This window comes from Methylobacterium isbiliense (assembly GCF_022179325.1).
GTDB lineage: Bacteria > Pseudomonadota > Alphaproteobacteria > Rhizobiales > Beijerinckiaceae > Methylobacterium > Methylobacterium isbiliense.
The window spans coordinates 88,290-113,470 of record NZ_BPQQ01000034.1 but is presented as its reverse complement, the minus strand read 5'-3'; the positions used below and the strand labels follow the sequence as shown (position 1 = coordinate 113,470).

Here is a 25,181-nt window from a genome sequence, read left to right as displayed (position 1 = left end):
GGTCCATGCGCAGGGGACCGGCGGCGCGGACGGCCGATCGCGTCGGTGCACCCTCATCCCCGCCTCCCCCACAGCCGCTCGGCCTCGTCCGCCCGGTAGTAGCCGCGCGCCACGTCCCGCTCGACGAGCGCTGGATCGCGGCCTCCCGGATCGCCGTAGCCGCCGCCGCCCGGGGTCATGATCTCGACCCGGTCGCCGGCCCGGATGGCGATGTTCTGGTCCTTCGAGAGGTGGAGCGGCGTGAGGGTCTCAGCCCCGCGGTGGATGCGCACCACGTTGGGCGCGCCGTCCGCGCCGCCGCGCACGCCCGGCGGGCCGAACCGGCCGTGATCCATCACGAAGGAGGCGCGGGCTTCCCCGCGCAGCAATTCCACCTCGTAATGGACGCCGAAGCCGCCGCGATGGGCGCCCGCCCCGCCGGAGCCCTCGCGCAGGGCGAAGCGCCGGAAGAGCACGGGATAATACTGCTCCATCACCTCCACGGGTGCGGTCTTCGAGATACCGATGGTGGAGCAGCCGTTGGAGAGGCCGTCGTGGTGGGCGTTGCCGCCGTAGCCGCCGCCGGTGATCTGGTACATGACGAAAGGTGCGTTGCGCTCTGGATCGAAGCCGCCGAGCGCGAAATTGCCCGAGGTGCCGGCGGGTGCGGCGGTCACGCGGTCGGGGATCGCCTGGACCAGGGCCAGGAAGACGGATTCCGCGATGCGCTGGCTCACCTCCGCGGCGCAGCCCGAGACCGGGCGCGGGTAGCGGGCATCCAGGAAGGTGCCCTCGGGCCGGTGCACGACGAGGGGCGCGAAGGTGCCGGCGTTGATGGGCATGTCCGGAAAGACGTGCTTGACCGCGAGGTAGACCGACGAGAGCGTGGTCGCCCAGACCGAGTTCATCGGCCCGCGGCAGGGCGGGGACGAGCCCGAGAAGTCGAAGGTCAGGCTGTCACCGGCCTTCGTCAGGTCGAGCGCGATGCGCAGCGGCTCGTCCACCACCCCATCCGAATCCACGAAGGCCTCCGAGCGGTAGGTGCCGTCCGGGATGCCCCGGATCTCGGCCCGCATCCGATCGGCGGACCGGGCGCGGATCTCCGCGATGGCCCGATCGAGGGTGGTGCGGCCATACTTAGCCAGCAAATCACCGAGCCGGCTCTCGCCGACCGCGAGCGCCGCGGCCTGGGCCTTGATGTCCCCGATACGCTGATCGGCGACCCGGATGTTCGAGCAGATGATGGCGAAGATCTCGCGATCCATCTCGCCGCGCTTGAACAGCTTCACGGGCGGCAGGCGCAGGCCCTCCTGCTCCACCTCGGTCGCATGGGCCGAGAACCCGCCGGGCACGGAACCGCCGATGTCGGGCCAGTGTCCAGTGTTCTGTAGCCAGCAAAACAGCTCCCCGTCCACGAAGACGGGCCGGGCGAAGCGCACGTCCATCAGGTGCGTGCCGCCGAGATAGGGATCGTTGACGATGTAGACGTCGCCGGGCTCCGGAGCACCGGCCTGGCCCTCGCGGATCAGCCGGATCAGCTCGCCCGTCGAGTGCTGCATGGTGCCGACGAAGACCGGCAGCCCGTACTCGCCCTGGGCGACCAGCGCGCCGGTCTCCCGGTCGTAGATGCCGTCCGAGCGGTCGTCGGCCTCCGCGATCACCGGCGAGAAGGCCGAGCGCGAGAAGGCGATGTCCATCTCGTTGCAGACCTGCTGCAGCCCGGCCTGGATCACCGCCAGGGTGAGGGGGTCGATGGCGCTCATACGCGGATCCTCAGGTTGCCGATCGGATCGACGGAGGCGACCGCGCCCGGCTCGACGACGGTGGTGGCGTCGAGCTGCTGGATGACGGCCGGCCCCTCCACCCGTGCCCCCTCGGGCAGCCGCTCGCGGGCGTAGACCGCCGCCTCGTGCCAGCGCCCGTCGGCGTGGAGCGCGCGGGTGCCGAGGCGGGCGCCGTCGAAGTCGGTGCGGGCGTCCGGGTCGAGCAGGGCGGCGAGCGGCAGGGTGCGCCGCCGGCCGATCACCGAGGTGACGAGGTTGACGACCACCGCCCGGATCTCCGGCAGCCGCACCTGGAAGCGGCGGAAATAGGCGGCCTCGAACAAGGCCTGGAGCGTCGCGCGGTCGATGTCCGGCGAGGGGATCGCCACGCGGATCAGGTGGGTCTGCCCGCGGAACTGCATGTCGGCGCCGTACGTGAGGGTGGTCGCCTCGATCTCGGCGCGCTCCTCCTCGACGACGGAGAGCGCGTCGGCGGCCTGCGCCTCCAGCACGCTGTGCAGCTCGGCCATGTCGAGCCCGTCCAGCGGACGGTTGAGGGTGTTGACCCGGTCCTGGCGCAGGTCCGCCACGAGGCAGCCGAGCGCGTTGGTGAGGCCGGGCCGGGCCGGCACCAGCACCTCCGGGATGCCGAGTTCGCGCGCCAGCGCCACCGCGTGGAGCGGGCCCGCCCCCCCGAAGGCGAACAGCACGAAGTCGCGCGGGTCGTAGCCGCGCGACAGCGACACCATCCGGATCGCCCCCGACATGTGCACGGTGCCGAGCCGGATCACCGCCGCGGCCGCCTCCTCGACGGAGAGACCCAAGGGGCCGGCGAGGTCGCGGTCGAAGGCGGCCCGGATCGCGTCGAGCGACACGCCCGCGCGCACGGCGGTGAGGCGCTCCGGGTCGAGGCGGCCCAGCACGAGGTTGGCGTCGGTGATGGTCGGCCGGGTGCCGCCGCGGCCGTAGCCGATCGGGCCGGGCTCGGAGCCGGCGCTCTCGGGGCCGACCCGCAGCATGCCGGCCCGGTCGACCGAGGCGATCGAGCCGCCCCCGGCTCCCACCGTGTGCACGTCGACCATCGGCAGGTGGACGGGCAGGCCGTAGGCCAGGGTCAACTCGGCCGAGACCTCCGGCACGCCGCCCGCGATCAGGGCCACGTCGGTGGAGGTGCCGCCCATGTCGTAGGTGATCGCGTTCGACAGGCCCGACTGCGCCAGCGTCGCGGCGGCCGCCATCACGCCCGAGGCCGGCCCTGACATCACGGTCTTGGCCGCGGCCTCGACCACGCGCCCGGCCGGCACCGTGCCGCCGTTGCCGTTCATGACGAGGAGGTCGCGGGAGAAGCCCTGGGCGCGCAGCTCGTCCTGCAGGCGGCGGATGTAGCGGTCGAGGATCGGCTGCACCGCGGCGTTGACCGAGGCGGTGGTGCCCCGCTCGTACTCGCGGAACTCCGAGAGCAGGGCGTGCCCGAGGGTGACGTAGGCGTTGGGCCAGATCTCGCGCGCGATCTCGCCCGCGCGCAGCTCGTGCGCCGGGTTGGCATAGGCGTGCAGGAAGTGGATGACCAGGGCCTCGCAGCCCGCCTCGCGCAGCGCCAGCACCGCCGCGCGCAGGGCCGCCTCGTCGAGGGGCGTGTGCACGCGCCCGTCCGCCATCACCCGCTCGGGCACCTCGCGGCGCAGCTCGCGCGGGATCAGCGGCTCGAAGGTGCCGAACAGGCCGTAGGGCTTGGGCCGCGTGCGCCGCCCGAGTTCGAGCACGTCGCGGAACCCCGCCGTGGTGACGAGGCCGACCCGGGCGGTCTTGCGCTCCAGCACCGCGTTGGTGGTGGCGGTGGTGCCGTGGATGACGAGGCCGAGATCGGCGGGCGCGACCCCCGCCGCCTCGATCGCCGCGATGACCCCGCCGGCTTGGTTGCGCACGGTGGTGGGCACCTTGGCGAGGCGCACCCGCAAGGGCCCGCCGGGCTCCGCCTCCGTCAGCAGGAGGTCGGTGAAGGTGCCGCCGACATCGATGCCCGCCACGCGTCTCACGTCACACCTCGATCGTTCGCATACGAACGGCCGGCCCGCCGGCCGCCGCTCCCGCCCGCCGGCCTCACACCGTCAGGTACGCCTCCCGCACCGCCTCGTCCGCCTCCAGGGCCGCCATCGTGCCCTCGAAGCGGATGGTGCCCTTCTCGATCACGTAGGCCCGGTCGCAGACCGCCGCCGCGAAGGTGAGGTTCTGCTCCGAGAGGAGCACCGCGATGCCCTCCCGCTTCATGCGCAGCACCGCCTCGGCCATCTGCTCGACGATGAGCGGGCTCAGGCCCTCGGAGGGCTCGTCGAGGAGCACGGCGTGGGGGTTGCCCATCAGGGTGCGGGCGATGGTGAGCATCTGCTGCTCGCCGCCCGACATCGCCGAGGCGCGCCGCCCGCGCATCTCGGCGAGGTTGGGGAAGACCGCGAAGAGCCGCTCGGGCGTCCAGGGCGGCCGGCCGTCCGCGATCCCCGCATCCGTCGCGCCTTTGCGGCCGACCTCCAGGTTCTCGAACACCGTGAGGTCGGTGAAGATCCGCCGCTCCTCCGGCACGTAGCCGAGGCCCGCGCGGGCGATGCGGTAGGGCTCCCAGCCGGTGACCGGACGGCCCTCGAAGACGACGCTGCCGCCGAGGGGCGCCAGCAGGCCCATCACGGCCTTGAGGGTGCTCGACTTGCCCGCGCCGTTGCGGCCCATCAGCGCCGCCACCTCGCCCGGCCCGAGGGTGAGCGAGACCCCGAACAGCACCTGCGCCTGCCCGTAGGCGGCCGTGAGGTTCGCGACGTCGAGGAGCGCCATCACGCCACCGCCTTCCGGCGCGCCTTGAGCGCCGCCGCGGTGCCGGCCTCGCCGAGATAGACCTGCCGCACCCGCGCGTCGCCGCGCACGTGGTCGGGCGAGCCGGCCGCGATGATCTCGCCGCGCACCAGCACCATCACCCGGTCGGCATGGCCGAAGACCGCCTCCATGTCGTGCTCGGTGTAGAGCACGCCGATGCCCCGCTCGCGGGCGAGCCGGGCGGTGAGCGTCATCAGCCCGCCGCGCTCGCGCGGGGCCATGCCGGCGGTGGGCTCGTCCATCAGCAGGAGCTTGGGCTGCGAGGCCAGCGCCACCGCGAGTTCGACCCGCTTCACGTCGCCGTAGGCGAGTTCCGAGACCGGCCGGTCGGCCTCGGCCCGCATGCCGACCTCGGCGAGGAGCGCCAGCGCCGCCTCGCGGTGGAGGCGGCGCGTGTCCGCGAACAGGCGGCGGCTCTCCCCGTGCCGGGAGACCAGGGCCATCTGCACGTTCTCGGCGACGCTCATCGACACGAAGGTCTGGGCGACCTGGAAGGTGCGCCCGACGCCGCAGCGCCAGACCGCGCGGGCCGGCCGCCCGGTAATCGCCTGCCCGTCGAGGGTGATGCTGCCGGAATCGGGCTTCAGCTGCCCGCCGACCATGTTGAAGGTGGTGGACTTGCCGGCCCCGTTCGGGCCGATGATCGCCAGCATCTCGCCGGCCGCGAGCGTGAACGAGACGTCCCGGGCGGCGAAGACGCCGCCGAAGCGCTTGTTGAGGCGGTCGACGACGAGGAGGGTCATGCGGAGGCCGCCGCGGTGGCCGGGGCCCGGGCGCGCCCGCGCAGGGTGTCGGCCGCGCCCGCGAGCCCGCGGGGGAAGACCAGCACGGTGGCGATGATCGCCAGCCCCAGCAGCAGGCGCCAGAACTCGGTGAGCGGCATCACCACGTCCTTCAGGGTGTGGAAGAAGGCGGCGCCGAGGAGGGGACCCATCACGGTCTGGATGCCGCCCACCAGCACCATGACGAGGAAGTCGATCGAGAGCGGGATCGCCGCGAGCGTCGGGTCGATCGAGCCCTTCTGGAAGGCGTAGAGCCCGCCGGCGAGGCCCGCCGCGGCCCCCGCCAGCGTGAAGCCGAGCCAGCGGTGGGTGCGCACGTCGAGCCCGATCGCCCCGGCGCGGGTGGCGGAGTCGCGCGCCGCCCGCAGGGTGTAGCCGAAGGGCGCGTAGATCACCCGGCGCAGCAGCACGATGCCCGACAGCGTCAGCGCCGCCACGAGGTAGAAGTAGACGGTGCGGCCCGAGGCCCAGGCCGAGGGCCAGACGCCCACGACGCCGTTGTCGCCCCCCGTCACCTCGACCCACTGGAAGCCGATGGCGTAGACGATCTGCGCGAAGGCGAGCGTCAGCATCGCGAGGTAGATGCCCGACAGGCGCACGATGAAGAAGCCGAACAGGGCCGCGCCCGCCCCGGCGACCAGGGGGGCGGCCAGGAGCGCGAGTTCCATCGGCGCCTTCAGCGGCCCGGTGACGAGCAGCCCCGCCGCGTAGGCGCCGAGCCCGAAATACGCCGCGTGCCCGAAGGAGACGAGGCCGCCGACGCCGACGAGGAACTGCAGCGAGAAGGCGGCAAGCGCGAAGATCAGGATCTCGGTGGCGACCTTGGTGGTGTAGGGGTCGCCGAGCAGCGGCACCGCCAGGAGCGCCGCCACGGCGAGCAGCGCGAGCGCCGCCTCCGGCGGGCGGAAGCGGCGGAGCGTCAGGATGCCCTCCGGCAGGACCACCCGGCCCGAGCCGGAATCCGGCCGCCCGAGCAGCCCCCAGGGCTTGACCACCAGCACCACCGCCATGAGGGCGAAGACCAGGACCAGCGTCACCTTGGGCAGGATGAGGATGCCGAAGGCCTGGAGCTGCCCGATCAGGAGGGCGGCCAGGAAGGCGCCCGGCACCGAGCCCATGCCGCCCACCACCGTGACCACGAAGGCATCGGTGATGATCGACAGGTCCATGTGGGAATTGGCGGGGATGCGCGGGATCTGCAGCGCCCCGCCCAGGCCCGCGAGGCTCGCGCCGAGGAAGAGCGTCAGCGTGAACAGGCGCGCCTGGTTGACGCCGAGCGCCCCCACCATCTCGCGATCCTGCGTCGCCGCCCGGATCAGCACGCCGAAGCGGGTGCGGTGCATGACGAGCCACAGCAGCGCCAGCACCAGCGGGCCAACCCCGATCAGCACGAGCTCGTAGGCGGGAAAGCGCTGACCCAGGATCTCGACGCCGTGGCGCAGGGAGGGCGCGCGCGGCCCGGCGATGTCGACCGGCCCCCAGATCTTGAGCACCACGTCCTCGACGATCAGGACGACCCCGAAGGTGGCGAGGAGCTGGAAGAGTTCCGGGACCCGGTAGATGCGGCGCAGCAGCAGCATCTCGACCGCGACCCCGATCAGCCCGACGAGGAGGGCCGCCAGCAGCACCCCGAGGAAGAACGTCCAGGGCGAATAGCTGAGGTCGAGGAGCCGCGGCACGATCGTCACCGCGAGATAGGCCCCCAGCATGTAGAAGGAGCCGTGCGCGAAGTTGACGATCCGGGTGACGCCGAAGACGAGGGTGAGCCCCGAGGCGATCACGAACAGCGACGAGGCGCTGGCGAAGCCGGAGAGCGATTGCAGGACGAGGAAGGACAGGTCCATCGGTCTTGCGCTCCGCCTCCCCGGCCGGTTGATCCTCAGCCCCTGCGGGCCGCCTTCACCTCGGCCTCGGGATGCAGGTACTTGGCCCCGTCCTCGTAGGTGTACTTGACCATCGTGCCCTTGCGCCCGTCGAGCGCGGTCTCGCCGACCCAGGCGCCGAGCGTCGACTGGTGGTCGAGGGCCCGCATGGTGACGGGGCCCGCGATGGTGTCCGATTGCAGGCCTTCGAGCGCGGCGATCAGCGCCTCGGTGTCGGTGGACTTCGCGGTCTCGAGGAGATCGCGGATCATCTGCACCACCACGTAGCCGAGGAGCGAGCCCAGCCGCGGCGTGTCTTTGAAGCGGGCGCGGTAGGCGGCCACGAAGGCCTTGTGGCGCGGGGCCTCGATCTGCTCCCACGGGTAGCCGGTGGTGACCCAGCCCTCGGGCGTCTCGTCGCCGAGCGGGATCATGTATTCGGGCTCGCCGGTGAGCAGGCTCGCCACCGTGCGCTTCTCGAACAGGCCGCGGGTGTTGCCCTCGCGCACGAAGGCGGTGAGGTCGGCCCCGAACAGCACGTTGAACAGCCCGTCGGGCTTGGCCTGCGCCAGCGCGCCCACGGTGGCGCCCGCATCGACCTTGCCGAGCGCCGGGAACTGCTCGCCCACCACCTCGAAGCCCGGCACCGCGGCGGCCATCAGGCGCTTGAAGTTCGCCGCCGCCGACTGGCCGTACTCGTAGTTGGGCGCCACGATCGCCCAGCGCTTGACGCCGCGGGCCTTCACGGCCTCGACCAGCATCTTGGTCTGCATGTAGGTGTTGGGCCGGACCCGGAAGGTGTAGCGGTTGCCGCTGCCCATCGTGAGGGCGTCGGTCAGCGGCTCCGTGGCGAGGAACAGCACCTTGCGCTGGTTGGCGAAATCCGCCACCGCCAGTCCGACATTCGACAGGAAGGTGCCGCACAGGAAGACGACGTTCTCGCGCGTGAGCAGCTCCTCGGCCACCCGCACCGCGTCGCCCGGCGTCGAGCCGTCGTCGCGGAAGATGATCTCGAGCGGGCGCCCGCCGAGCGCCTTGATGCCGCCCGCTTGGTTGATCTCGTCCTGCGCGAGCATCATGGCGTTGCGGTAGGGACCCGCGAAGGCCGCCATGCGGCCGTAGGAGTTGAGTTCGCCGATGCGGATCGGGGCGCCCTGCGCCCGTCCGGCCGTGCCCGACAGGGCGAGCGGCGCCGCGGCGAGGCCCGCGACCACGGTGCGGCGGGACGGGAGTGAAACCGGCATCGCGCGACCCTCCGGACGATCGTCCCGGCCCGACCGGACCGGCGAGATCATTCGCATACGAACGATACTCGTCCGCAAGAGCAGCGCAAGATCAGGCCGTGCGGAAAAGTCGGGCGCCGGTTGCCCGCGGATGAGGCGGCCGCGCCCGGATCACTCGGGCACGAATTCGCGCACCGGCCCGCCCTCGTCGCCGCGCGGCCGCTCGGCGTCGATCTCGGGGCCGTCGAGGTCCGGGATCAGGATTGGGTCGGTGGGCGTCACCGTGCCGGTGGCGTCGACGTCGTCGACGGAGATCCAGGCCTTCGGCGGCGGGCGGGACGCGTCGGTCTCGGTGGCAAAGGCCGCCGGGGCGACCAGAAGGGCGGCGAGCGCCAGGAGAGCGAGGGGTGATCTCATGCGAGGCTCCATCGGCCCGGATGTCGTGCGCATGGTCAAACCGGGTCCGCGCGGTTCGTTCCGCGCAGGGGCGCCCCGTCCCGGGGCCGCCCCGCGCGTGAAAAAAAGATCCGGACCGCTGCATCCGGTCGCCGCCGCCGGGGCTAACGGCCCCGATGCCGCGAGCCCGGCAGACGGAGGCACCCATGCGCAAGTCGATGATCGCCGCGACGCTCCTCGCCGGAGCCGTCCACGCTCCTGCGAGCCAGGCCCAGACCCTCGCCGCCCTCGTGGGCGACGCCACCCTCGCCCATGTCGACGCATCCGCCAGGAAGGTGGTGAAGACCGTGCCCATCTCCGGCGTCTCGGGCCGGGTGCTCGGCATCGACGTGCGGCCCGCCGACGGCCTGCTCTACGCCGTCCTGTCCGACGGAAGCGTGGCGACGGTCGACCCGCAGACCGGCAAGGCGACGCCCAAGTCCAAGCTCGACGCGACGCTGCCCGCTGGCGCGGCCGCGACGGTCGACTTCAACCCCGCGGCCGACCGCCTCCGCCTCATCTTCTCGGACGGCACGAACCTGCGCGCCAACGTGGACGATGGCAAGGTCACCAAGGACGGGCCGCTCAAGTTCGCCGACAGCGACGCCATGAAGGGCAGGACCCCGAAGGTGGTCGCCGGCGCCTACACCAACTCCGTGAAGGGAACCAAGGAGACCGCGCTCTACGACATCGACGCATCGGGCACCTTCGTGAAGCAGGCGCCGCCGAACGACGGCATCCTTGGCACCGTGGGCACGCTGGGCCTGTCCGGCGAGGCGGTCGCGTTCGACATCCTGTCGGACGGCCAGGGCGGCAACCAAGCCTACGTCATGGCCGACGGCGCCCTCTACGGCCTCGACCTCGCCACCGGCAAGGCCACGAAGGTGGGGACGGTCGCGGGCGTGACCGGCCACGTGCGCGACATCGCCGTCCTCCCTGGTATGTAGGCGGCGATGGCCCGGCTGCGGTCCGCGGGCCGGAGCCGGGCTTCGCCCGGGGGCGCCGACGAGACTCGGGCGAGGCCGGGATGATCATGGATCGGTTCGACCACGCTGCCGAACTGGAAGCCTGCGCGCGCCGGGACATTGCCGCGCTGCGCCGCCTCTACGACCGAGAGGCCGGGTTCCTGCTCGCCGTGGCGCTGCGGATCGTGCGCCGGGCCGACGTGGCGGCCGACGTGATCCACGACGCGTTCCTCGACATCTGGGAGCGGGCCGGGACTTACGACCGCGCCCGCGGCGAGGGGCGCGCCTGGATCATCAGCGTCGTGCGCTACCGCGCGCTCAAGCACGTGCGCCGGGCCAGCCGCGAGGCTGCCTACGACCCGGCCCTCCACGAGGCGTTGCGCGACGACGGACCCGATCCTCTGGCGGCGCTCGCGGCCTCGCAGGAGGCGCGGGCGCTCCACGATTGCCTCGCGGCGCTTCCCGCCGAACGGCGGCGGGTGATCCTGCTCGCCTATCTCGACGGCCTGTCCCAGACCGAGATCGCCGCGCGGCTCGGGACGCCGCTCGGGACGATCAAGGCGTGGGTGCGCCGCAGCCTCCTGGCGTTGAAGGGATGCCTGTCATGATCCCGACCAGCCCGGACGAGCGCGACGTCCTCGCGGGCGAGTACGTCCTGGGCCTGCTCGATGCAGGCCTGGCCGCCGAGGTCGAGCGCGCGGCGCAGGACGACGCCGACCTCGCCCGGCGCATCGCCTTCTGGGAGCAGCGCCTCGCGCCTGCGACGGCGTCGGTCGCGCCGCTGCCGGGGGATGCGGGCCTCTGGGACAGGATCGCCGGATCCCTGCACCGGGGCGCCGGCGGTCCGCTCGCCGCGGTCCCCGCCCTCCCGCGGCGGACCCGGCGGGTGCGGGACGCCTGGGGGAGCGTGCGGCTCTGGCGCGCCGTCGCGGCCGTCGCCACCGCCGCCGCCCTCGCCCTCGCGATCCTGCCGCCCCGTCCGCCCCCCGAGAGTGCCACGCGGTTCTTCGCCCTCCTGCAGGGCCGGGACGCCTCGGGGGCCGAGACCGGACCCGGCTGGCTGATCCAGGTCGCCCGGGACGGCACGGTGCGCTCGCTGCCCCTCACGGAGGTCGAGCCGGGCTCCGGCCAGGCGCTCCAGCTCTGGACCTTGTGGGACCAGGCGCGCGGTCCCGTCTCGCTCGGCGTGCTGCCGCCGGGCGGCGCGGTGCGGCTGTCGCCCGAGCGCCTCGACGTGATCGCGAGCGGGCAGTTGTTCGAGATCACCCTGGAGCCGGCCGCCGGCTCCCCGACCGGCCGGCCGACGGGCCGCATTCTGTTCATCGGTCGCGCCCGCGCGCCCGCGCCGCAGCCGCTGTAGCCTCGCGGCCTCCGGCTCCGGGCGGTTCTGCCGCTTCCCCCGCTCCCCGGCGGCTGCTAGAAGGGCCGGATGTCCGACTCGCGTCACCGGCTCAGCCTGCGAATTACGAGCCCGGCTTCCGCCTGAGGGCCGCGCGCGGCCCTGCGGGGGCCGGGATGCCGTTCGTCCGCGACGTCGAGTGACCGGGCCCGGCCGCATGGCCGCCGCGCCCCAGATGAGCCCCTGATCCCATGACCGAGCCCAAGCCCGCGATGCCCGAATCCGCGACCGGGCGCGACTATTCCGAGACCCTGTTCCTGCCCCGCACCGACTTCCCGATGCGCGCCGGGCTGCCCGAGCGCGAGCCGGAGATCCTGCGGCGCTGGCAGGCGATCGATCTGTACGGACGGATCCGGGCCGCCGCGGCGGGCCGGCCGAAATTCGTCCTGCACGATGGCCCGCCCTACGCCAACGGCCACATCCACATCGGCACCGCGCTCAACAAGATCCTCAAGGACGTGGTGGTGCGCGGCGCCGGCGTGCTCGGGGCCGACGCCAACTACGTCCCGGGCTGGGACTGCCACGGCCTGCCGATCGAGTGGAAGATCGAGGAGCAGTACCGCGCCAAGGGCCGCAACAAGGACGAGGTGCCGGTCGTCGAGTTCCGCCGCGAGTGCCGCGCCTTCGCGGAGCACTGGCTCTCGGTGCAGCGCGAGGAGTTCAAGCGCCTCGGCGTCACGGGCGACTGGGACCACCCCTATTCCACCATGGCCTTCGGGGCCGAGGCGCAGATCGCCCGCGAGCTGATGACCTTCGCGATGACGGGCCAGCTGTACCGCGGCTCGAAGCCCGTGATGTGGTCGGTGGTCGAGAAGACCGCGCTCGCCGAGGCGGAGGTCGAGTACGAGGACCACGTCAGCGACACGATCTGGGCCGCCTTCCCGGTCGTGACGGCCGCCGACCCGGCCCTGGCGGGCGCCCACGTCGTCATCTGGACCACCACCCCCTGGACCATCCCGGCCAACCGGGCCGTGGCCTATTCCCGCAAGGTTTCATACGGACTCTATCGTGTTTCTGCCGCTCCTGAAGAGAACTGGGTTCAACCTGATTTTCGTTGCATTGTTGCTGACCAACTCGCGGGCGACGTCTTCAAGGCCGCTCGCGTCGATGCTTACGAGCGCGTGGCCGACGTGGCGCCCGAGGCGCTGGCGGGCCTGACGCTCGCGCATCCGCTCGCGCGCTGGAACCCCGGCTACGGCTTCGCCGTGCCGATGCTGGAGGGCGAGCACGTCACCGACGAGGCGGGCACGGGCTTCGTGCACACCGCCCCGAGCCACGGGCGCGAGGATTTCGAGGTCTGGACCGCGAACGGCCGCGCCCTGCGCGCCCGGGGCCTCGACGTGACCATCCCGTACACGGTCGATGCCGACGGCGTGCTCACCGAGGAGGCCCCGGGCCTCACGGGCCGGCGCGTGCTGACCGAGAAGGGCGAGAAGGGCGACGCCAACAAGGCGGTGATCGCCGCCTTGGCGGAGGCCGGCACGCTGGTCGCGCGCGGCACCCTCAAGCACAGCTACCCGCATTCCTGGCGCTCGAAGAAGCCGGTCATCTTCCGCAACACCCCGCAATGGTTCATCGCCCTCGACGCGCCCGTGCCGGCGCTCCGGGGCCGGAGCCTGCGCGAGGTGGCCCTGCGCGAGATCGCCGCCACGCAGTGGGTGCCGCCGCAGGGGCAGAACCGCATCACCGGCATGATCGCCAACCGCCCGGACTGGGTGGTGTCGCGCCAGCGCGCCTGGGGCGTGCCGATCACGGTGTTCGTGAGGAAGGGCACGAGCGAGATCCTGCGCGACGAGCGCGTCAACGCACGCATCGCCGAGGCCTTCGCGGCGGAGGGGGCGGATGCGTGGTTCGCCGATCCCGACGGCGCCCGCTTCCTCGCGCCCGACCACGATCCCGCCGCCTACGAGAAGGTCACGGACGTCCTCGACGTCTGGTTCGATTCGGGCTCGACGCACGCCTTCACGCTGGAGGACCCGAAGGCCTTCCCGGGCCTCGCCGGCATCCGCCGCCGCCGCGACGGCGGCGAGGACACGGTGATGTACCTCGAAGGCTCCGACCAGCACCGGGGCTGGTTCCACTCCTCGCTGCTCGAATCCTGCGGCACCCGCGACCGCGCGCCCTACGACGTGGTGCTCACCCACGGCTTCGTCCTCGACCCCAAGGGCGAGAAGATGTCGAAGTCGCGCGGCAACGTGGTGGCGCCCCAGGACGTCATCGCGGCCTCGGGCGCCGACATCCTGCGGCTGTGGGTGGCGGCCTCCGACTACACCGACGACCTGCGCATCGGCCCGCCGATCATCAAGACCTTCTCGGAGACCTACCGGAAGCTGCGCAACTCCCTGCGCTGGATGCTCGGCACGCTGGCCCACCACCGTCCGGAGGACCGGGTGGCGGCCGCGGCCATGCCGGAGCTGGAGCGCTTCATCCTGCACCGGCTCGCCGAACTCGACGGCGAGATCCGCGAGGCCTACCGCACCTACGACTTCAAGCGCGTGGTGGCGCTGCTCAACGGCTTCATGACGGGCGACCTCTCGTCCTTCTACTTCGACGTGCGCAAGGACGCGCTCTACTGCGACCCGATCTCCAGCCCCACCCGCCGCGCGGCGCTGGCGGTGGTGGAGGAGACCTTCCGGCGCGTGGTGGTCTGGCTCGCCCCGGTCCTCGCCTTCACGGCCGAGGAGGCCTTCCTCGCCCGCACCCCCTCGGCGGACGGCTCGGTCCACCTCCTGACCCTGCCCGAGACGCCGCAGGAGTGGCGCGATCCGGTGCTCGACGCCCGCTGGGCGCAGATCCGCCGGGTGCGCCGGGTGGTGACCGGGGCGCTGGAGATCGAGCGGGCGGCCAAGCGCATCGGCGCGAGCCTGGAGGCCGCGCCGGTGGTCCACGTCGCCGATGCCGGGCTGCGCGCGGCCCTCGACGGCATCGATTTCGCGGAGGTCTGCATCACCTCAGGCGTCCGCATCGAGACGGGGGAGGGACCCGCGGAGGCCTTCCGGCTCGACGAGGTGCCGGGCGTCGCGGTGGTGCCGGCGCTCGCCGAGGGGCGCAAATGCGCCCGCTCCTGGAAGGTGTCGCCCGCGGTCGGCAGCGATCCGGATTATCCGGACGTGACGCCGCGCGACGCCCAGGCCCTGCGGGAATGGGACGCGCTCCATGCCGCCCGGGCGGCGGAGTGATGGGCCTGCCGCCCTTCGCGCTCGGCCTCCTCGTGGCGCTGGCGACGCTGGCGCTCGACCAAGCGACCAAGCTCGGCCTGCTGTTCCTGGCCGACCTGCCGCTGCACCAGCCGCTGGTGCTCGCGCCCTTCGCGCAGCTCGTGGTGGTCTGGAACCGCGGCGTCTCCTATGGGCTCCTGCAGCAGGACGGCGAACTCGGGCGCTGGCTCCTCGTCGCGGTCTCGGTCCTGGCCTCGGCGGCGCTCACCGTCTGGATGGCCCGGGCCGAAACCCGGCTCGTCGCCGGGTCGCTCGGCCTCATCGTCGGCGGCGCGGTCGGCAACGCCATCGACCGGGTCGTGTACGGGGCGGTGTTCGACTTCGTGCATCTGCACGGGGGCGGCTGGTCCTGGTACGTGTTCAACGTCGCCGATGCGGCCATCGTCTTCGGGGTGGTCGGACTGCTCTACGACGGCCTCTGGATCGAGCGCCGCGACGCCGAGCCGGGGCGCGGCGCCTGACCGGCGCTGTGATGCGCCCGCCACAGGACCGTCTCCGCGTTCGGTCCTCCACAGGCTGCGCCATACCTTCGCCCGAAACCCGACCCACGCCCAGGGTAACGAGAAGCGTCGCGTATCCGCGGCGGCAGGGTCCGGGAGCCAGCATGACCGACCATCGCACGATCCTCACGCTCGCGGCGCTGCTGTGCGGCGTCGCGTCCGTCGCGCAGGCGGAGGAGGGCGTGTTCATGAAGAACGCCCTCTCGAACATCGGTCTGATCGAGCCGGAGCGGCCGACGATCACCTACCGCGAGCGCGCCCCGCTGGTGCTGCCGCCCAAGGCCGGCAACGCTGCCCTGCCGCCCCCCGTGCCCCGCAGCGCCGTGCGCGAGGCCGCGCCGCAATGGCCGACCGATCCGGAGGCCGCCGCCCGCGCCCGGCAGGCCAAGGAGGCGCGCAAGCCGATCACCCGCGGCGAGCAGGGCCGCATGAACGACAACAACATGACGCTCTCGATCTACGAGATGCGCGCCGGCCGCCGCGAGGGCGCGGGCGTTCCCACCGAGCCGACCTACAAGCCCGGCGACAACGTGCGCGAGTCGACCTGGCTCAACCCGCTGCAGCTGTTCCAGGGCCGCAAGGACGACACCCCGGTCTCCGACGTCGAGCCGAGCCGCGACATCCTCACCGATCCGCCCACCGGCTACCGCGCCCCGCCGAACGGACGTCTGGCGCGCGCGCCCGAGGGCCCGAGGCAGACGCTCAGCGAGAAGGAGCGCGAGGAATCCGATCCGCGCGCCTACCTGCGCTCGCGGGCGCGCTGACCCAGTCAGCGCCAAGCTCAGCTCCGGCGGCCGCGGCCGCCGAAACTGTGCCGTTTGCCGCGACGTCTGTCGTCGACGCATATCGGGCAGGGCGCAGCCGCGTCCTGCCTTAAAATCTTCTAGAAACACCGGTTGAACGGTCCCACATCCGGGGGGCGGGCCAGCGATTCGCGCGAGGCTCCCCTAGGCTTCCATCGAGGGAAGCGTTCCACGATCATCACGGGCCGATCCGGCAGCCCGCTCACAAGGACCTCAGGATGGACTTGTTCAGGACGCGCCCGCTCACCCGCCCGACCGGCTATCCCGGAGCCGCCCTGCGCCTCGACGCGGCGCCGTTCGGGAGGGCCGAGGCGGGCGGGCCGGAGGTCGCCTCCTTCGCCCTGGACAATGGTCTCGACGTCGTCGTCATCCCCGACCACCGCACCCCGGTGGCGACCCACATGATCTGGTACCGCAACGGCTCGGCGGACGATCCGCTCGGCCAGTCGGGCATCGCGCACTTCCTCGAACACCTGATGTTCAAGGGCACCGAGACCCACCCGGTCGGGACCTTCTCGAAGGTCGTCTCGGGGCTCGGCGGCCAGGAGAACGCCTTCACGTCCTTCGACTACACCGCCTACTTCCAGCGCGTCGCGCGCGACAACCTCCGGACCATGATGGAGTTCGAGGCCGACCGGATGACCGGCCTCGTCCTCGACGACGCCGTGGTGGCGCCCGAGCGCGACGTGGTGCTGGAGGAGCGCCGCATGCGGGTCGAGACTGACCCGAGCGCGCAGCTCTCGGAGGCGATGGCCGCCTCGCTGTTCGTGCACCACCCCTACGGGATCCCGATCATCGGCTGGATGCACGAGATCGAGGACCTGAACCGCACCCACGCGCTCGCCTATTACCAGCGCTTCTACACCCCCGAGAACGCAATCCTGGTGGTGGCCGGCGACGTGACCGTCGACGAGGTGCGCCGGCTCGCGGAGGACACCTACGGGCGGGTGGCGCCCCGCGGCGCCCGGCCGGTGCGTCAGCGCCCGCGCGAGCCCGAGCCCCGGGCCGCCCGCCGCCTGAGCGTCGCCGACCCCAAGGTCGAGCAGCCGACCCTGCAGCGGCTCTACCTCACCCCCTCCTGCATCACCGCCAAGGAAGGCGAGGGACATGCCCTCGAACTCCTCGCCGAGGTGATGGGCGGCGGGCCGACCTCCTACCTCTACCGCTCCCTCGTGATGGAGCAGGGCGTCGCCGTGAATGCGGGCGCGTGGTACATGGGCTCGGCCATGGACGACACCCGCTTCTCCGTCTACGCGGTGCCGGCCGAGGGCGTGAGCCTGGAGGCGCTGGAGCAGGCGGTGGACGCCACCCTGCGGCGCCTGCCCGGCGAGGCCCTGTCGCCCGAGGCGGTGGAGCGGGCCAAGACCCGGCTCGTCGCCGAGACGGTCTATTCCTCCGACAGCCAGTCCTCGCTCGCGCGCATCTACGGCTCGGCGCTCGCCATCGGCGAGAGCATCGAGGAGGTGCGCCGCTGGCCGGCCGACATCGAGGCGGTGGAGGCCCGGCGGCTCGCGGCGGCGGCCGAGCGCTACCTCGTCCCGGCCCGTTCCGTGACCGGCTACCTCACCAAGGCCCGCGAGGCCGACGCGCCGACGGCGGTCTCCGCCGCCTGAGCCTGCGCCGCCCGCACCCGCCCCGGAACCAGAAGAGGTCCCCTATGACCCCGGCCGATGCCGTCACCCGGACTGCCGCCCTCAGCACCGCCTCCTCCCCGGCCCAGGCCCGCCCGGTCGCCGCCGCCTGCGGCGTCGAGGCGTGGCATGTCGAATCCCCGGTCGTCCCGCTGATCGCGCTCGCCTTCACGTTCGAGGGCGGCGCCGCCCAGGATCCGGAGGGCAAGTCCGGCGCCGTGCAGATGCTGGCGCGGCTCCTCGACGAGGGTGCCGGCCCCTACGGCTCCGACGCCTTCCAGGAGCGCCTCGCCGCCCGGGCGATCGAGCTGAGCTTCCATGCCGGCCCCGACGCGATCGGCGGCTCGCTCAAGATGCTGGTCAAGCACGCCGACGAGGCGATCGAGCTCCTGGCGCTCGCCCTGGCGCAGCCCCGCTTCGACGAGGCCGCGATCGAGCGCGTGCGGGCGCAGATGCTCGCGGGCCTGCGCTACCAGCAGAACGACCCCGGCGTGATGGCCTCGCGCCGCTTCTTCGCCGAGGCCTATCCGGGCCATCCCTACGGCCGGCCCTCCGGCGGCACCCTCGAGAGCGTGTCGGGCATCACCCGCGACGACCTCGTGGCGCTCCACGCGCGCCTGCTCGGCCGCGGCCGGGTCAAGGTCGCGGCGGTGGGCGCCATCGGCGAGGAGGCGCTGCAGCGCGCGCTCGACGCCGCCTTCGGGCGCCTGAGCGAGGGCGGGGCGCTCGCCGCGGTGCCGCCGGCACGCATCGCGGGCCGCGGGCGGCGCATCGTGGTGGATCTCGACGTGCCGCAATCGGTGATCCGCTTCGGCACCGACGGCGTGCCGTGGCGCGACCCCGACTTCATCCCGGCCTACGTGCTCAACCACGTGCTGGGCGGCGGCGCCTTCACGTCGCGGCTGTTCCAGGAGGTGCGCGAGAAGCGCGGCCTCGCCTACTCGGTCGGCACCTCGCTGGTGAGCCACCGGGCCGCCTCGATGACCTGGGGCTACACCGCCACCAAGAACGAGCGCGTCGCCGAGGCCCTGGCGGTGATCGCCGAGGAGATCGCGCGGCTCACGCAGGACGGCCCCAGCGACGAGGAGCTGCAGAAGGCCAAGGACTACCTCACCGGGTCCTACGCGCTGGGCTTCGACACCTCGACCAAGATCGCCCACCAGCTGGTGCAGGTGGCCTTCGAGGGGCTCGGCATCGACTATATCGGCCGCCGCAACGGCCTGATCGGCGCTGTGACCCAGGACGACATCCGCCGCGCCGCCGCCCGCACGCTCGGCGACGGCCGCCTCCTCGTCGTGGCCGCCGGCCGCCCGACCGAGCTCTGACGGGAGGCCGGAGGGCCGCGGGGCTCCGCCCCGAACCCCGTGGGGCTCCGCCCTCAACCCGCCGGGGCCATCGGCCCCGGACCCCGTCAGGCCATCGGGTCCTCGCCCGCCGGGCGCAGGCCGTCGAGGTCCGGCCGCAGCACCACGCTCTCCTGCTCGTTCGGGTCCGTCCGGGCGATCACCGCCGTGCACGGCTCGGTGCGGCTGGCGTTGTAGGGCAGGTGCGGCACCCCGGCCGGGATATGGACGTAATCGCCCGCGCGCGACCACAGGTGGTGCTCCAGCCGCAGGCCGTACCACATGCCGGCGACCCCGCTCAGCACGTGCAGGGCCGTCTCGTGCCCCTCGTGCAGGTGGGCCTTCGCCCGGGCACCCGGCGGCATCGTCACGGTCTGGAGGTGGATGGCCTTCGCCCCGACCGATTCGGCCGAGATGCCGGGCGCGTAGGTCAGCGCCTGCTTGCCGACGTAGTCGGCGCCCGCGCCCACGACCCGGCAGGTCGGCTCCTCGGCCATCGCGTGCTCCCTCGCTTCGCGCCCGCGATCCTAACCCGACCCGCGGGCGCGCGCGACGTGACAGACACGACTTGCCCGGCCGGACTTGCGCGACGCCGCACGGCCACGCTTAAAAGGCGGCCGATGTCCGCTTCCGCTTCCTGGCCGCAGCGCCAGCGCTCCCTCGGCCGCGTCGCGCTCTCCGCCGCGCGGCTCGACGGGGGCGCCACCCGCCTCACGGACCTCGCCGAGGCCGGCCCCTTGCGCCTGCGCCTGCCGCGTCCCGAGGGACCCGGACTCGAAGGCGTGCTCCTCAACAGCGCCGGCGGGATCGCCTGCGGCGACCGCTTCGCCGTCGAGGCCACGCTCGGGCCGGGAGCCGATCTCGTCCTGACCACGACGGCGGCGGAGAAGATCTACCGCTCGGACGGGCCGGTCACCGATCTCGCGACGCGGCTCGCCCTCGCGTCCGGCGCGCGCCTCGCGTGGCTGCCGCAGGAGACGATCCTGTACGACACGGCGCGGCTCACCCGTCGGCTCGACGCCGACATGGCGCCGGACGCCGCCCTGACCCTGTTCGAGGCGCTGGTGTTCGGCCGCGCCGCCCGCGGCGAGAGCGTGCGCGAGGGGAGCCTCCGCGACGTGTGGCGCATCCGCCGGGGCGGGCGTCTCGTCTACGCCGACACCCTGCGCCTCGACGGCGCGGTCGCCGATCTGATGGCGCGTCCGGCGGTGGCCGGCGGCGCCAGGGCGCTCGCGACGATGCTTCACGTGGCGCCGGACGCCGAGGCCGAGCTCGACCGGATGCGGGCGCTGATCGACGCGGCGGGTTGCGACGCCCTGCAGGTCGAGGCGGGGGTGAGCGCCTGGAACGGGATGCTGGTCGTGCGCCTGCTCGCTCGCGAGATCGGCGCCCTGCGCCGGGCGGCGGTGCCCCTGCTCGAAGGGTTCCGCCGCACGCCGCTGCCCCGGGTCTGGCAGACCTGAACCGCGGCCCGCGTCTTGCCTCACGCCCAAGTCTTGCCTCACGCCCAAGTCTTGCCTCACGCTCAAGCCTCGTGAAGGATGCCGCAAGGCTCGCCAACCCGCCCGACGAACCCAGGGGACGCTTCCGTGCTGCTCACACCCCGCGAGAAGGACAAGCTCCTCGTCGCCATGGCGGCGCAGGTGGCGCGCAACCGTCTGGCCCGGGGCGTGAAGCTCAACTACCCGGAGGCGGTGGCGCTGATCACCGACTTCGTGGTCGAGGGCGCCCGTGACGGGCGCACGGTGGCCGAGCTGATGCAGGCGGGCGCCCAGGTGCTCGACGCCTCCCAGGTGATGGAGGGCGTGCCCGAGATGATCCACGACATCCAGGTCGAGGCGACGTTCCCGGATGGCACCAAGCTCGTGACGGTGCACCACCCGATCCGCGGCGCGGTCTCCTCCGACGTGCCGGGCGCGGTCGCGACGCTCCCGGGCGAGATCGTGTTCAACGCGGGCGCGCCCCGCACCCTGATCGAAGTCGCCAATACGGGCGACCGGCCGATCCAGGTCGGTTCGCACTACCATTTCTTCGAGGTGAACCCGGCCCTGCGCTTCGACCGCGACAAGGCCCGCGGCCAGCGCCTCGACATCGCGCCCGGCACGGCGGTGCGCTTCGAGCCGGGCTCGACCCGCGAGGTGGCGCTGGTGCCGATGGGCGGCGCGCGGGCCGTGTACGGGTTCCGCGGCGACGTGATGGGGACGCTTTGAGTGCGCGGCGACAGGAGAACTGGAGCGGCAGCCATGCAGCGGTTCGCGGTGAAGCTGAATGCGGGCGGGCAGGTCACTCTTCAGCCCGAGGTGCGGGACGGGATCGGCGCGCGGCCTGGGGACGAGCTGTCTCTGGTCCTCGACGGAACCCACGCCACGCTGGCGCGAGCCGAACCGGGCTTGGCGCGCATGCGGGAGATCGCGTGGCATGCCCGGGCCGCGGGTGCGACGCCGGATCCCGGCGAGGATCCGATCGGGGACGCCCTCGTCGCCGAGGATGAGCGCACGAAATCGCGCCCATGATCGGCATCGACACGAACGTGCTGCTGCGTCACACGCTCGACGACGATGCCGTGCAGTCGCCGCAGGTCATCGCGTTCCTGGAGAATGACGCGCGAGGGATCGAGCCCGCCCTCATCAGCCCGGTGGTTCTGCTCGCATTCGTCTGGACGCTGCTGCGGCGCGAGCGCTTTCGGAAGGAGGAGGGTCTGGCCCTCCTCGACGTGCTCGTTTCGTCCCCGCACGTGATCCTCACGGACCGCCTAGCCGTCACGGATGCCTTCGAGGGACGGCGCGCCGGCCGCGCGGGCTTTCAGGACGACCTGATCGGAAGCCTCAACCGCGTGGCCGGCGCCCGCACGACGCTGACCTTCGACTCCGAGGCGGCGCGCCACGCCGACGTCTCGCCCATGCCCGCCTGACCGAAAGCCGTCCCGATGTCCAACACGCCCAAGCCCGCGAGCCTGCCGCGCGCCGCCTACGCGGCCATGTTCGGACCGACCAAGGGGGACCGGATCCGGCTCGCCGACACCGCCCTCGTCATCGAGGTCGAGCACGACCACACCCGCTACGGCGAGGAGGTGAAGTTCGGCGGCGGCAAGGTGATCCGCGACGGGATGGGGCAGGGGCAGGCGAGCAACGCGGCCGGCGCCGTCGACACGGTGATCACCAACGCGGTCGTCCTCGACCACTGGGGCATCGTGAAATGCGACGTCGGGCTCAAGGGCGGCCGGATCGTCGCGCTCGGCAAGGCCGGCAATCCGGACATCCAGGACGGCGTCACCATCGTGGTGGGCCCCGGCACCGAGGTGATCGCGGGCGAGGGCAAGATCCTCACCGCCGGCGGCTTCGACAGCCACATCCACTACATCTGCCCGCAGCAGATCGACGAGGCACTCAATTCCGGCGTCACCACCATGCTGGGGGGCGGCACCGGGCCGGCCCACGGCACCTTCGCCACCACCTGCACGCCCGGCCCCTGGCACATCGCCCGGATGATCGAGGCCGCCGACGCCTTCCCGATGAACCTCGCCTTCGCGGGCAAGGGCAACGCCTCGCGCCCCGAGAGCCTGGAGGAGATGATCCGGGCCGGCGCCTGCGCGCTGAAGCTGCACGAGGATTGGGGCACGACGCCCGCCGCCATCGATTGCTGCCTCTCGGTCGCGGACGCGCACGACGTGCAGGTCATGATCCACACCGACACGCTCAACGAGTCGGGCTTCGTCGAGGACACGATCGCGGCCTTCAAGGGCCGCACCATCCACGCCTTCCACACCGAGGGGGCGGGGGGCGGGCATGCGCCGGACATCATCAAGGTGGCGGGGCTGGGAAACGTGCTGCCCTCCTCCACCAACCCGACCCGGCCCTACACGAGGAACACCATCGACGAGCATCTCGACATGCTGATGGTGTGCCACCACCTCGACCCGTCGATCCCCGAGGATCTCGCCTTCGCGGAGAGCCGCATCCGCAAGGAGACGATCGCCGCCGAGGACATCCTGCACGACCTCGGCGCGCTCTCGATCATGTCCTCGGACAGCCAGGCGATGGGCCGGGTCGGCGAGGTGGTGATCCGCACGTGGCAGACCGCCGACAAGATGAAGCGCCAGCGCGGCGCGCTGCCGGGCGATGCCAGCGGCAACGACAACCTGCGCGCCCGCCGCTACGTGGCGAAGTACACGATCAACCCGGCCATCGCCCACGGCGTGTCGCGCCACATCGGCTCGGTGGAGCCCGGCAAGCTCGCCGACCTCGTGCTGTGGTCGCCCGCCTTCTTCGGCGTGAAGCCGGACCTCGTCATCAAGGGCGGCGCCATCGCGACGGCGCCGATGGGCGATCCCAACGCCTCGATCCCGACGCCGCAGCCGGTGCATTACCGGCCGATGTTCGGCGCCTTCGGCCGGGTGCCGGCCTCGACCTCCCTCACCTTCGTGTCGAAGGCGGCCGTGGAGGCCGGCCTGCGCGACGCGCTGCGGGTGCAGAAGGAGCTGGTCGCGGTGGAGAACGTGCGCGGCGGCATCGGCAAGCGCAGCATGATCCTCAACGACGCCACGCCGGTGATCGAGGTGGACCCCGAGACCTACGACGTGCGCGCCGACGGCCAGCTGCTCGTCTGCGAGCCCGCCGAGGTAGTGCCGATGGCCCAGCGCTACTTCCTGTTCTGAGGCCTCACGTCACCCGGAAGACGCTCAGGCGCACATGGTCCGGCGCGCGCTCGCCGGTGGCGAGGAACAGGCTGGTGGTGAGCCACGCGAGGTGGGCAGCCGCCGTCTCGAAGCGCGGGGCGGTGCGGAAGTAGATCAGGCCGGGATCGACCGCCTCGCCCCGGCGCAGCCGCTCCAGCGCCTCGGGCGGGCCGAAGCGCAGGCCCGTGTTCTCGACGTAGACGAGCGCCCCGTCCGCGGCCTCGATGACGTAGCGGGCATGCACCAGCGTCAGCCCGTCCGCCTCGATGGTCTGGAAGTCGGCCCCGCCCGGCAGCACCCGGCCCGAGAGGCCGGGCCCCGCCACCGTGCCGCCGGTGATCGCGATCACGCGCCGCTCGCCCGTCCGGGTCGGCCCGACGCTGCAGGGCGGGGCGACCGCGATCCGCGCGTCGAACGCGAAGGCGAGTCCGGGCGGCGGCAGGCTCACGGCTTCCTCACCAGCGGGCAGTCGCTCGCCTCGATCGGCCGGAACGCCTCCGCACCCGGCAGGGTCGCGACCCGCTTGAGCAGGTCCCACTCGCCCTTCGATTCCTCGGGCCGTTTCACCTGGAACAGCGAGACGTCGCGGATCACCCGCCCGTCCGGCCGCAGGCGGCCGCCCTTGGTCATGAAGTCCTCGATCGGCAACTCGCGCATCTTGGCCATCACGGCGTCCGGCGCGTCGGTGCCGGCCTCGCGCACCGCCTTGAGGTAGTGCGTCACCGCCGAGTAGACGCCTGCCTGGTAGCTGTTCGGCATCGCGCGCTGGCGCTCGTAGAAGCGCTTGGCGAAGGCGCGGGCGGCCTCGTCCTGGTCCCAGTAGAAGGCCTCGGCCACGTACATCCCGCCCGCCACGGGCAGGCCGAGCGCGCGGACATCCACCGCCGTCATGTAGAAGCCCGCGAGCTTCTGGCGGCCGCCGAGCACGCCGAACTCGGAAGCCTGCTTGACCGCGTTGATCGCGTCGCCGCCGACGTTGAACAGCGCGATCACCCCCGCATTCGATCCCTGCGCCTGCAGGATCTGCGAGGAGAGGTCGGGGGAGAGCAGCGGGTGGAAGACCTGCCCCACCACCTTGCCGCCGCCGCCCGTCACCACCGGCGTCACGTCCGCCACGAAGGACTTGCCGAGCGTGATGTCGGCGACGACGTAGAACCAGCTCTTCTCGCCCCCCTCCACCAGCGGCTTGGCGATGGTGCGGGCGAGCGCGTAGGTGTCGATGACCCACAGCGCCCCGTTCGGCGAGCACTGCGCCCCGGTGATCACCGTCGAGCCCGAACCGGTGATCAGGGCGAGCCGTCCCTTCTCCTTCGCGAGGGCCTGCACGCCGAGCGCGATCGCCGAGTTGTCGAGGTCGGTGATCATGTCGACCCCGTCCTGATCGAACCAGCGCCGGGCCAGCGTCATCGCCACGTCGGGCTTGCTCTGGTGGTCGGCGGAGACGAGGTCGATGCGCTTGCCGAGGACGGTCGGCCCGAAATCCTCAAGCGCCAGGCGCGCCGCCGTGACGCTGCCGGTGCCGAAATTGTCGGCCATGCCGGTCGACATGTCGGCCAGCACGCCGATCCGCACCACGTCGCCGGAGATGACGGGGCCTTGAACCGCGGGGCCTTGCGCCCGGGCCGGCGGGGCGAGCGCCCCGAGCAGGGCCGCGAGCGCGAGGGCGCCAAGGGACCCGGTGCGAAGCGATCGGGTGCGGCGGCGGGCCGGTTGCCTCGCGTCCGTCATGGCGCGTTCTCCC

The 25,181-nt window shown here is 72.6% G+C and carries 23 protein-coding genes; 13 read left to right on the top strand and 10 right to left on the bottom strand.

Features of this window, described 5'->3' with window-relative positions; translation table 11 throughout:
* Nucleotides 1-53: 53 nt before the first annotated feature.
* From MFF61_RS15410 to MFF61_RS15380, 7 genes are all read right to left on the bottom strand, one after another.
* A complete protein-coding gene (locus tag MFF61_RS15410; protein ID WP_238235947.1) occupies nucleotides 54-1,742 on the bottom strand; it encodes a hydantoinase B/oxoprolinase family protein in 1,689 nt (562 codons plus the stop codon).
* Entirely contained in the window at nucleotides 1,739-3,778 is a 2,040-nt protein-coding gene (locus MFF61_RS15405; RefSeq protein WP_238235946.1) for a hydantoinase/oxoprolinase family protein, read from the bottom strand. Before MFF61_RS15405 ends, MFF61_RS15410 begins: the two co-directional genes overlap by 4 nt.
* A 64-nt stretch (nucleotides 3,779-3,842) precedes the next feature.
* Nucleotides 3,843-4,565, bottom strand: coding sequence for an ABC transporter ATP-binding protein (locus MFF61_RS15400; RefSeq protein WP_238235945.1), 723 nt, complete (start codon nucleotides 4,563-4,565; stop codon nucleotides 3,843-3,845).
* Nucleotides 4,565-5,347, bottom strand: a complete 783-nt coding sequence (locus MFF61_RS15395; protein ID WP_238235944.1) for an ABC transporter ATP-binding protein — start codon at nucleotides 5,345-5,347, stop codon at nucleotides 4,565-4,567. The genes MFF61_RS15400 and MFF61_RS15395 overlap by 1 nt, the downstream gene beginning before the upstream one ends.
* On the bottom strand, nucleotides 5,344-7,230 hold the full coding sequence (locus MFF61_RS15390) for an ABC transporter permease (RefSeq protein WP_238235943.1): 1,887 nt from the start codon (nucleotides 7,228-7,230) through the stop codon (nucleotides 5,344-5,346). Before MFF61_RS15390 ends, MFF61_RS15395 begins: the two co-directional genes overlap by 4 nt.
* A 35-nt stretch (nucleotides 7,231-7,265) precedes the next feature.
* A complete protein-coding gene (locus MFF61_RS15385) occupies nucleotides 7,266-8,492 on the bottom strand; it encodes an ABC transporter substrate-binding protein (protein WP_238235942.1) in 1,227 nt (408 codons plus the stop codon).
* A 150-nt stretch (nucleotides 8,493-8,642) separates the two neighbouring features.
* Nucleotides 8,643-8,888, bottom strand: coding sequence for a hypothetical protein (locus tag MFF61_RS15380; RefSeq protein ID WP_238235941.1), 246 nt, complete (start codon nucleotides 8,886-8,888; stop codon nucleotides 8,643-8,645).
* Nucleotides 8,889-9,073: 185 nt separating this feature from the next.
* Here MFF61_RS15380 and MFF61_RS15375 point away from each other — a divergent pair, with 185 nt between their 5' ends.
* From MFF61_RS15375 to MFF61_RS15340, 8 genes are all read left to right on the top strand, one after another.
* Entirely contained in the window at nucleotides 9,074-9,853 is a 780-nt protein-coding gene (locus MFF61_RS15375; protein WP_238235940.1) for a DUF4394 domain-containing protein, read from the top strand.
* A gap of 80 nt (nucleotides 9,854-9,933) precedes the next feature.
* Nucleotides 9,934-10,479 (top strand): sigma-70 family RNA polymerase sigma factor, encoded by a 546-nt coding sequence (locus tag MFF61_RS15370; protein ID WP_238235939.1) that lies wholly within the window; start codon nucleotides 9,934-9,936, stop codon nucleotides 10,477-10,479.
* Entirely contained in the window at nucleotides 10,476-11,231 is a 756-nt protein-coding gene (locus tag MFF61_RS15365) for an anti-sigma factor (RefSeq protein ID WP_238235938.1), read from the top strand. The genes MFF61_RS15370 and MFF61_RS15365 overlap by 4 nt, the downstream gene beginning before the upstream one ends.
* Before the next feature lie 230 nt (nucleotides 11,232-11,461).
* A complete protein-coding gene (gene ileS / locus MFF61_RS15360) occupies nucleotides 11,462-14,449 on the top strand; it encodes an isoleucine--tRNA ligase (protein ID WP_238235937.1) in 2,988 nt (995 codons plus the stop codon).
* A 5-nt stretch (nucleotides 14,450-14,454) separates the two neighbouring features.
* On the top strand, nucleotides 14,455-14,949 hold the full coding sequence (gene lspA, locus MFF61_RS15355) for a signal peptidase II (RefSeq protein ID WP_373324708.1): 495 nt from the start codon (nucleotides 14,455-14,457) through the stop codon (nucleotides 14,947-14,949).
* Nucleotides 14,950-15,092: 143 nt separating this feature from the next.
* On the top strand, nucleotides 15,093-15,752 hold the full coding sequence (locus MFF61_RS15350; RefSeq protein WP_238235935.1) for a hypothetical protein: 660 nt from the start codon (nucleotides 15,093-15,095) through the stop codon (nucleotides 15,750-15,752).
* 257 nt (nucleotides 15,753-16,009) lie between these two features.
* Nucleotides 16,010-17,404, top strand: a complete 1,395-nt coding sequence (locus MFF61_RS15345; RefSeq protein ID WP_238235934.1) for a M16 family metallopeptidase — start codon at nucleotides 16,010-16,012, stop codon at nucleotides 17,402-17,404.
* Between the two features lie 44 nt (nucleotides 17,405-17,448).
* Complete coding sequence (locus tag MFF61_RS15340) at nucleotides 17,449-18,747, top strand: M16 family metallopeptidase (RefSeq protein ID WP_238235933.1); 1,299 nt, start codon at nucleotides 17,449-17,451, stop codon at nucleotides 18,745-18,747.
* Nucleotides 18,748-18,833: 86 nt separating this feature from the next.
* Here the strand turns inward: MFF61_RS15340 and MFF61_RS15335 are convergent, their stop codons facing one another.
* Nucleotides 18,834-19,262: a cupin domain-containing protein gene (locus tag MFF61_RS15335; protein ID WP_238235932.1), complete on the bottom strand. Its 429-nt coding sequence runs from the start codon at nucleotides 19,260-19,262 to the stop codon at nucleotides 18,834-18,836.
* A gap of 123 nt (nucleotides 19,263-19,385) precedes the next feature.
* On the opposite strand from MFF61_RS15335, the gene MFF61_RS15330 reads away from it, so the two are divergent.
* The 5 genes from MFF61_RS15330 to ureC all read left to right on the top strand — a co-directional run bounded on the left by MFF61_RS15330 (nucleotide 19,386) and on the right by ureC (nucleotide 23,419).
* Entirely contained in the window at nucleotides 19,386-20,228 is an 843-nt protein-coding gene (locus tag MFF61_RS15330; protein ID WP_238235931.1) for an urease accessory protein UreD, read from the top strand.
* Nucleotides 20,229-20,354: 126 nt separating this feature from the next.
* Nucleotides 20,355-20,975, top strand: a complete 621-nt coding sequence (locus MFF61_RS15325) for an urease subunit gamma (protein WP_238235930.1) — start codon at nucleotides 20,355-20,357, stop codon at nucleotides 20,973-20,975.
* Between the two features lie 33 nt (nucleotides 20,976-21,008).
* Nucleotides 21,009-21,278 carry an AbrB/MazE/SpoVT family DNA-binding domain-containing protein gene (locus tag MFF61_RS15320; RefSeq protein WP_238235929.1) on the top strand — a complete coding sequence of 90 codons (270 nt, stop codon included), beginning with the start codon at nucleotides 21,009-21,011 and terminating at the stop codon, nucleotides 21,276-21,278.
* Nucleotides 21,275-21,676 carry a type II toxin-antitoxin system VapC family toxin gene (locus tag MFF61_RS15315; RefSeq protein WP_238235928.1) on the top strand — a complete coding sequence of 134 codons (402 nt, stop codon included), beginning with the start codon at nucleotides 21,275-21,277 and terminating at the stop codon, nucleotides 21,674-21,676. Before MFF61_RS15320 ends, MFF61_RS15315 begins: the two co-directional genes overlap by 4 nt.
* 15 nt (nucleotides 21,677-21,691) lie before the next feature.
* Nucleotides 21,692-23,419, top strand: coding sequence for an urease subunit alpha (gene ureC, locus MFF61_RS15310; protein WP_238235927.1), 1,728 nt, complete (start codon nucleotides 21,692-21,694; stop codon nucleotides 23,417-23,419).
* Between the two features lie 4 nt (nucleotides 23,420-23,423).
* On the opposite strand, the gene MFF61_RS15305 is transcribed toward ureC, so the two are convergent.
* Both MFF61_RS15305 and MFF61_RS15300 read right to left on the bottom strand, forming a co-directional pair.
* A complete protein-coding gene (locus MFF61_RS15305; protein WP_283206004.1) occupies nucleotides 23,424-23,888 on the bottom strand; it encodes a DUF3237 domain-containing protein in 465 nt (154 codons plus the stop codon).
* Nucleotides 23,885-25,168: an ABC transporter substrate-binding protein gene (locus MFF61_RS15300; RefSeq protein WP_238235926.1), complete on the bottom strand. Its 1,284-nt coding sequence runs from the start codon at nucleotides 25,166-25,168 to the stop codon at nucleotides 23,885-23,887. The genes MFF61_RS15305 and MFF61_RS15300 overlap by 4 nt, the downstream gene beginning before the upstream one ends.
* Between the last annotated feature and the right edge of the window lie 13 nt (nucleotides 25,169-25,181).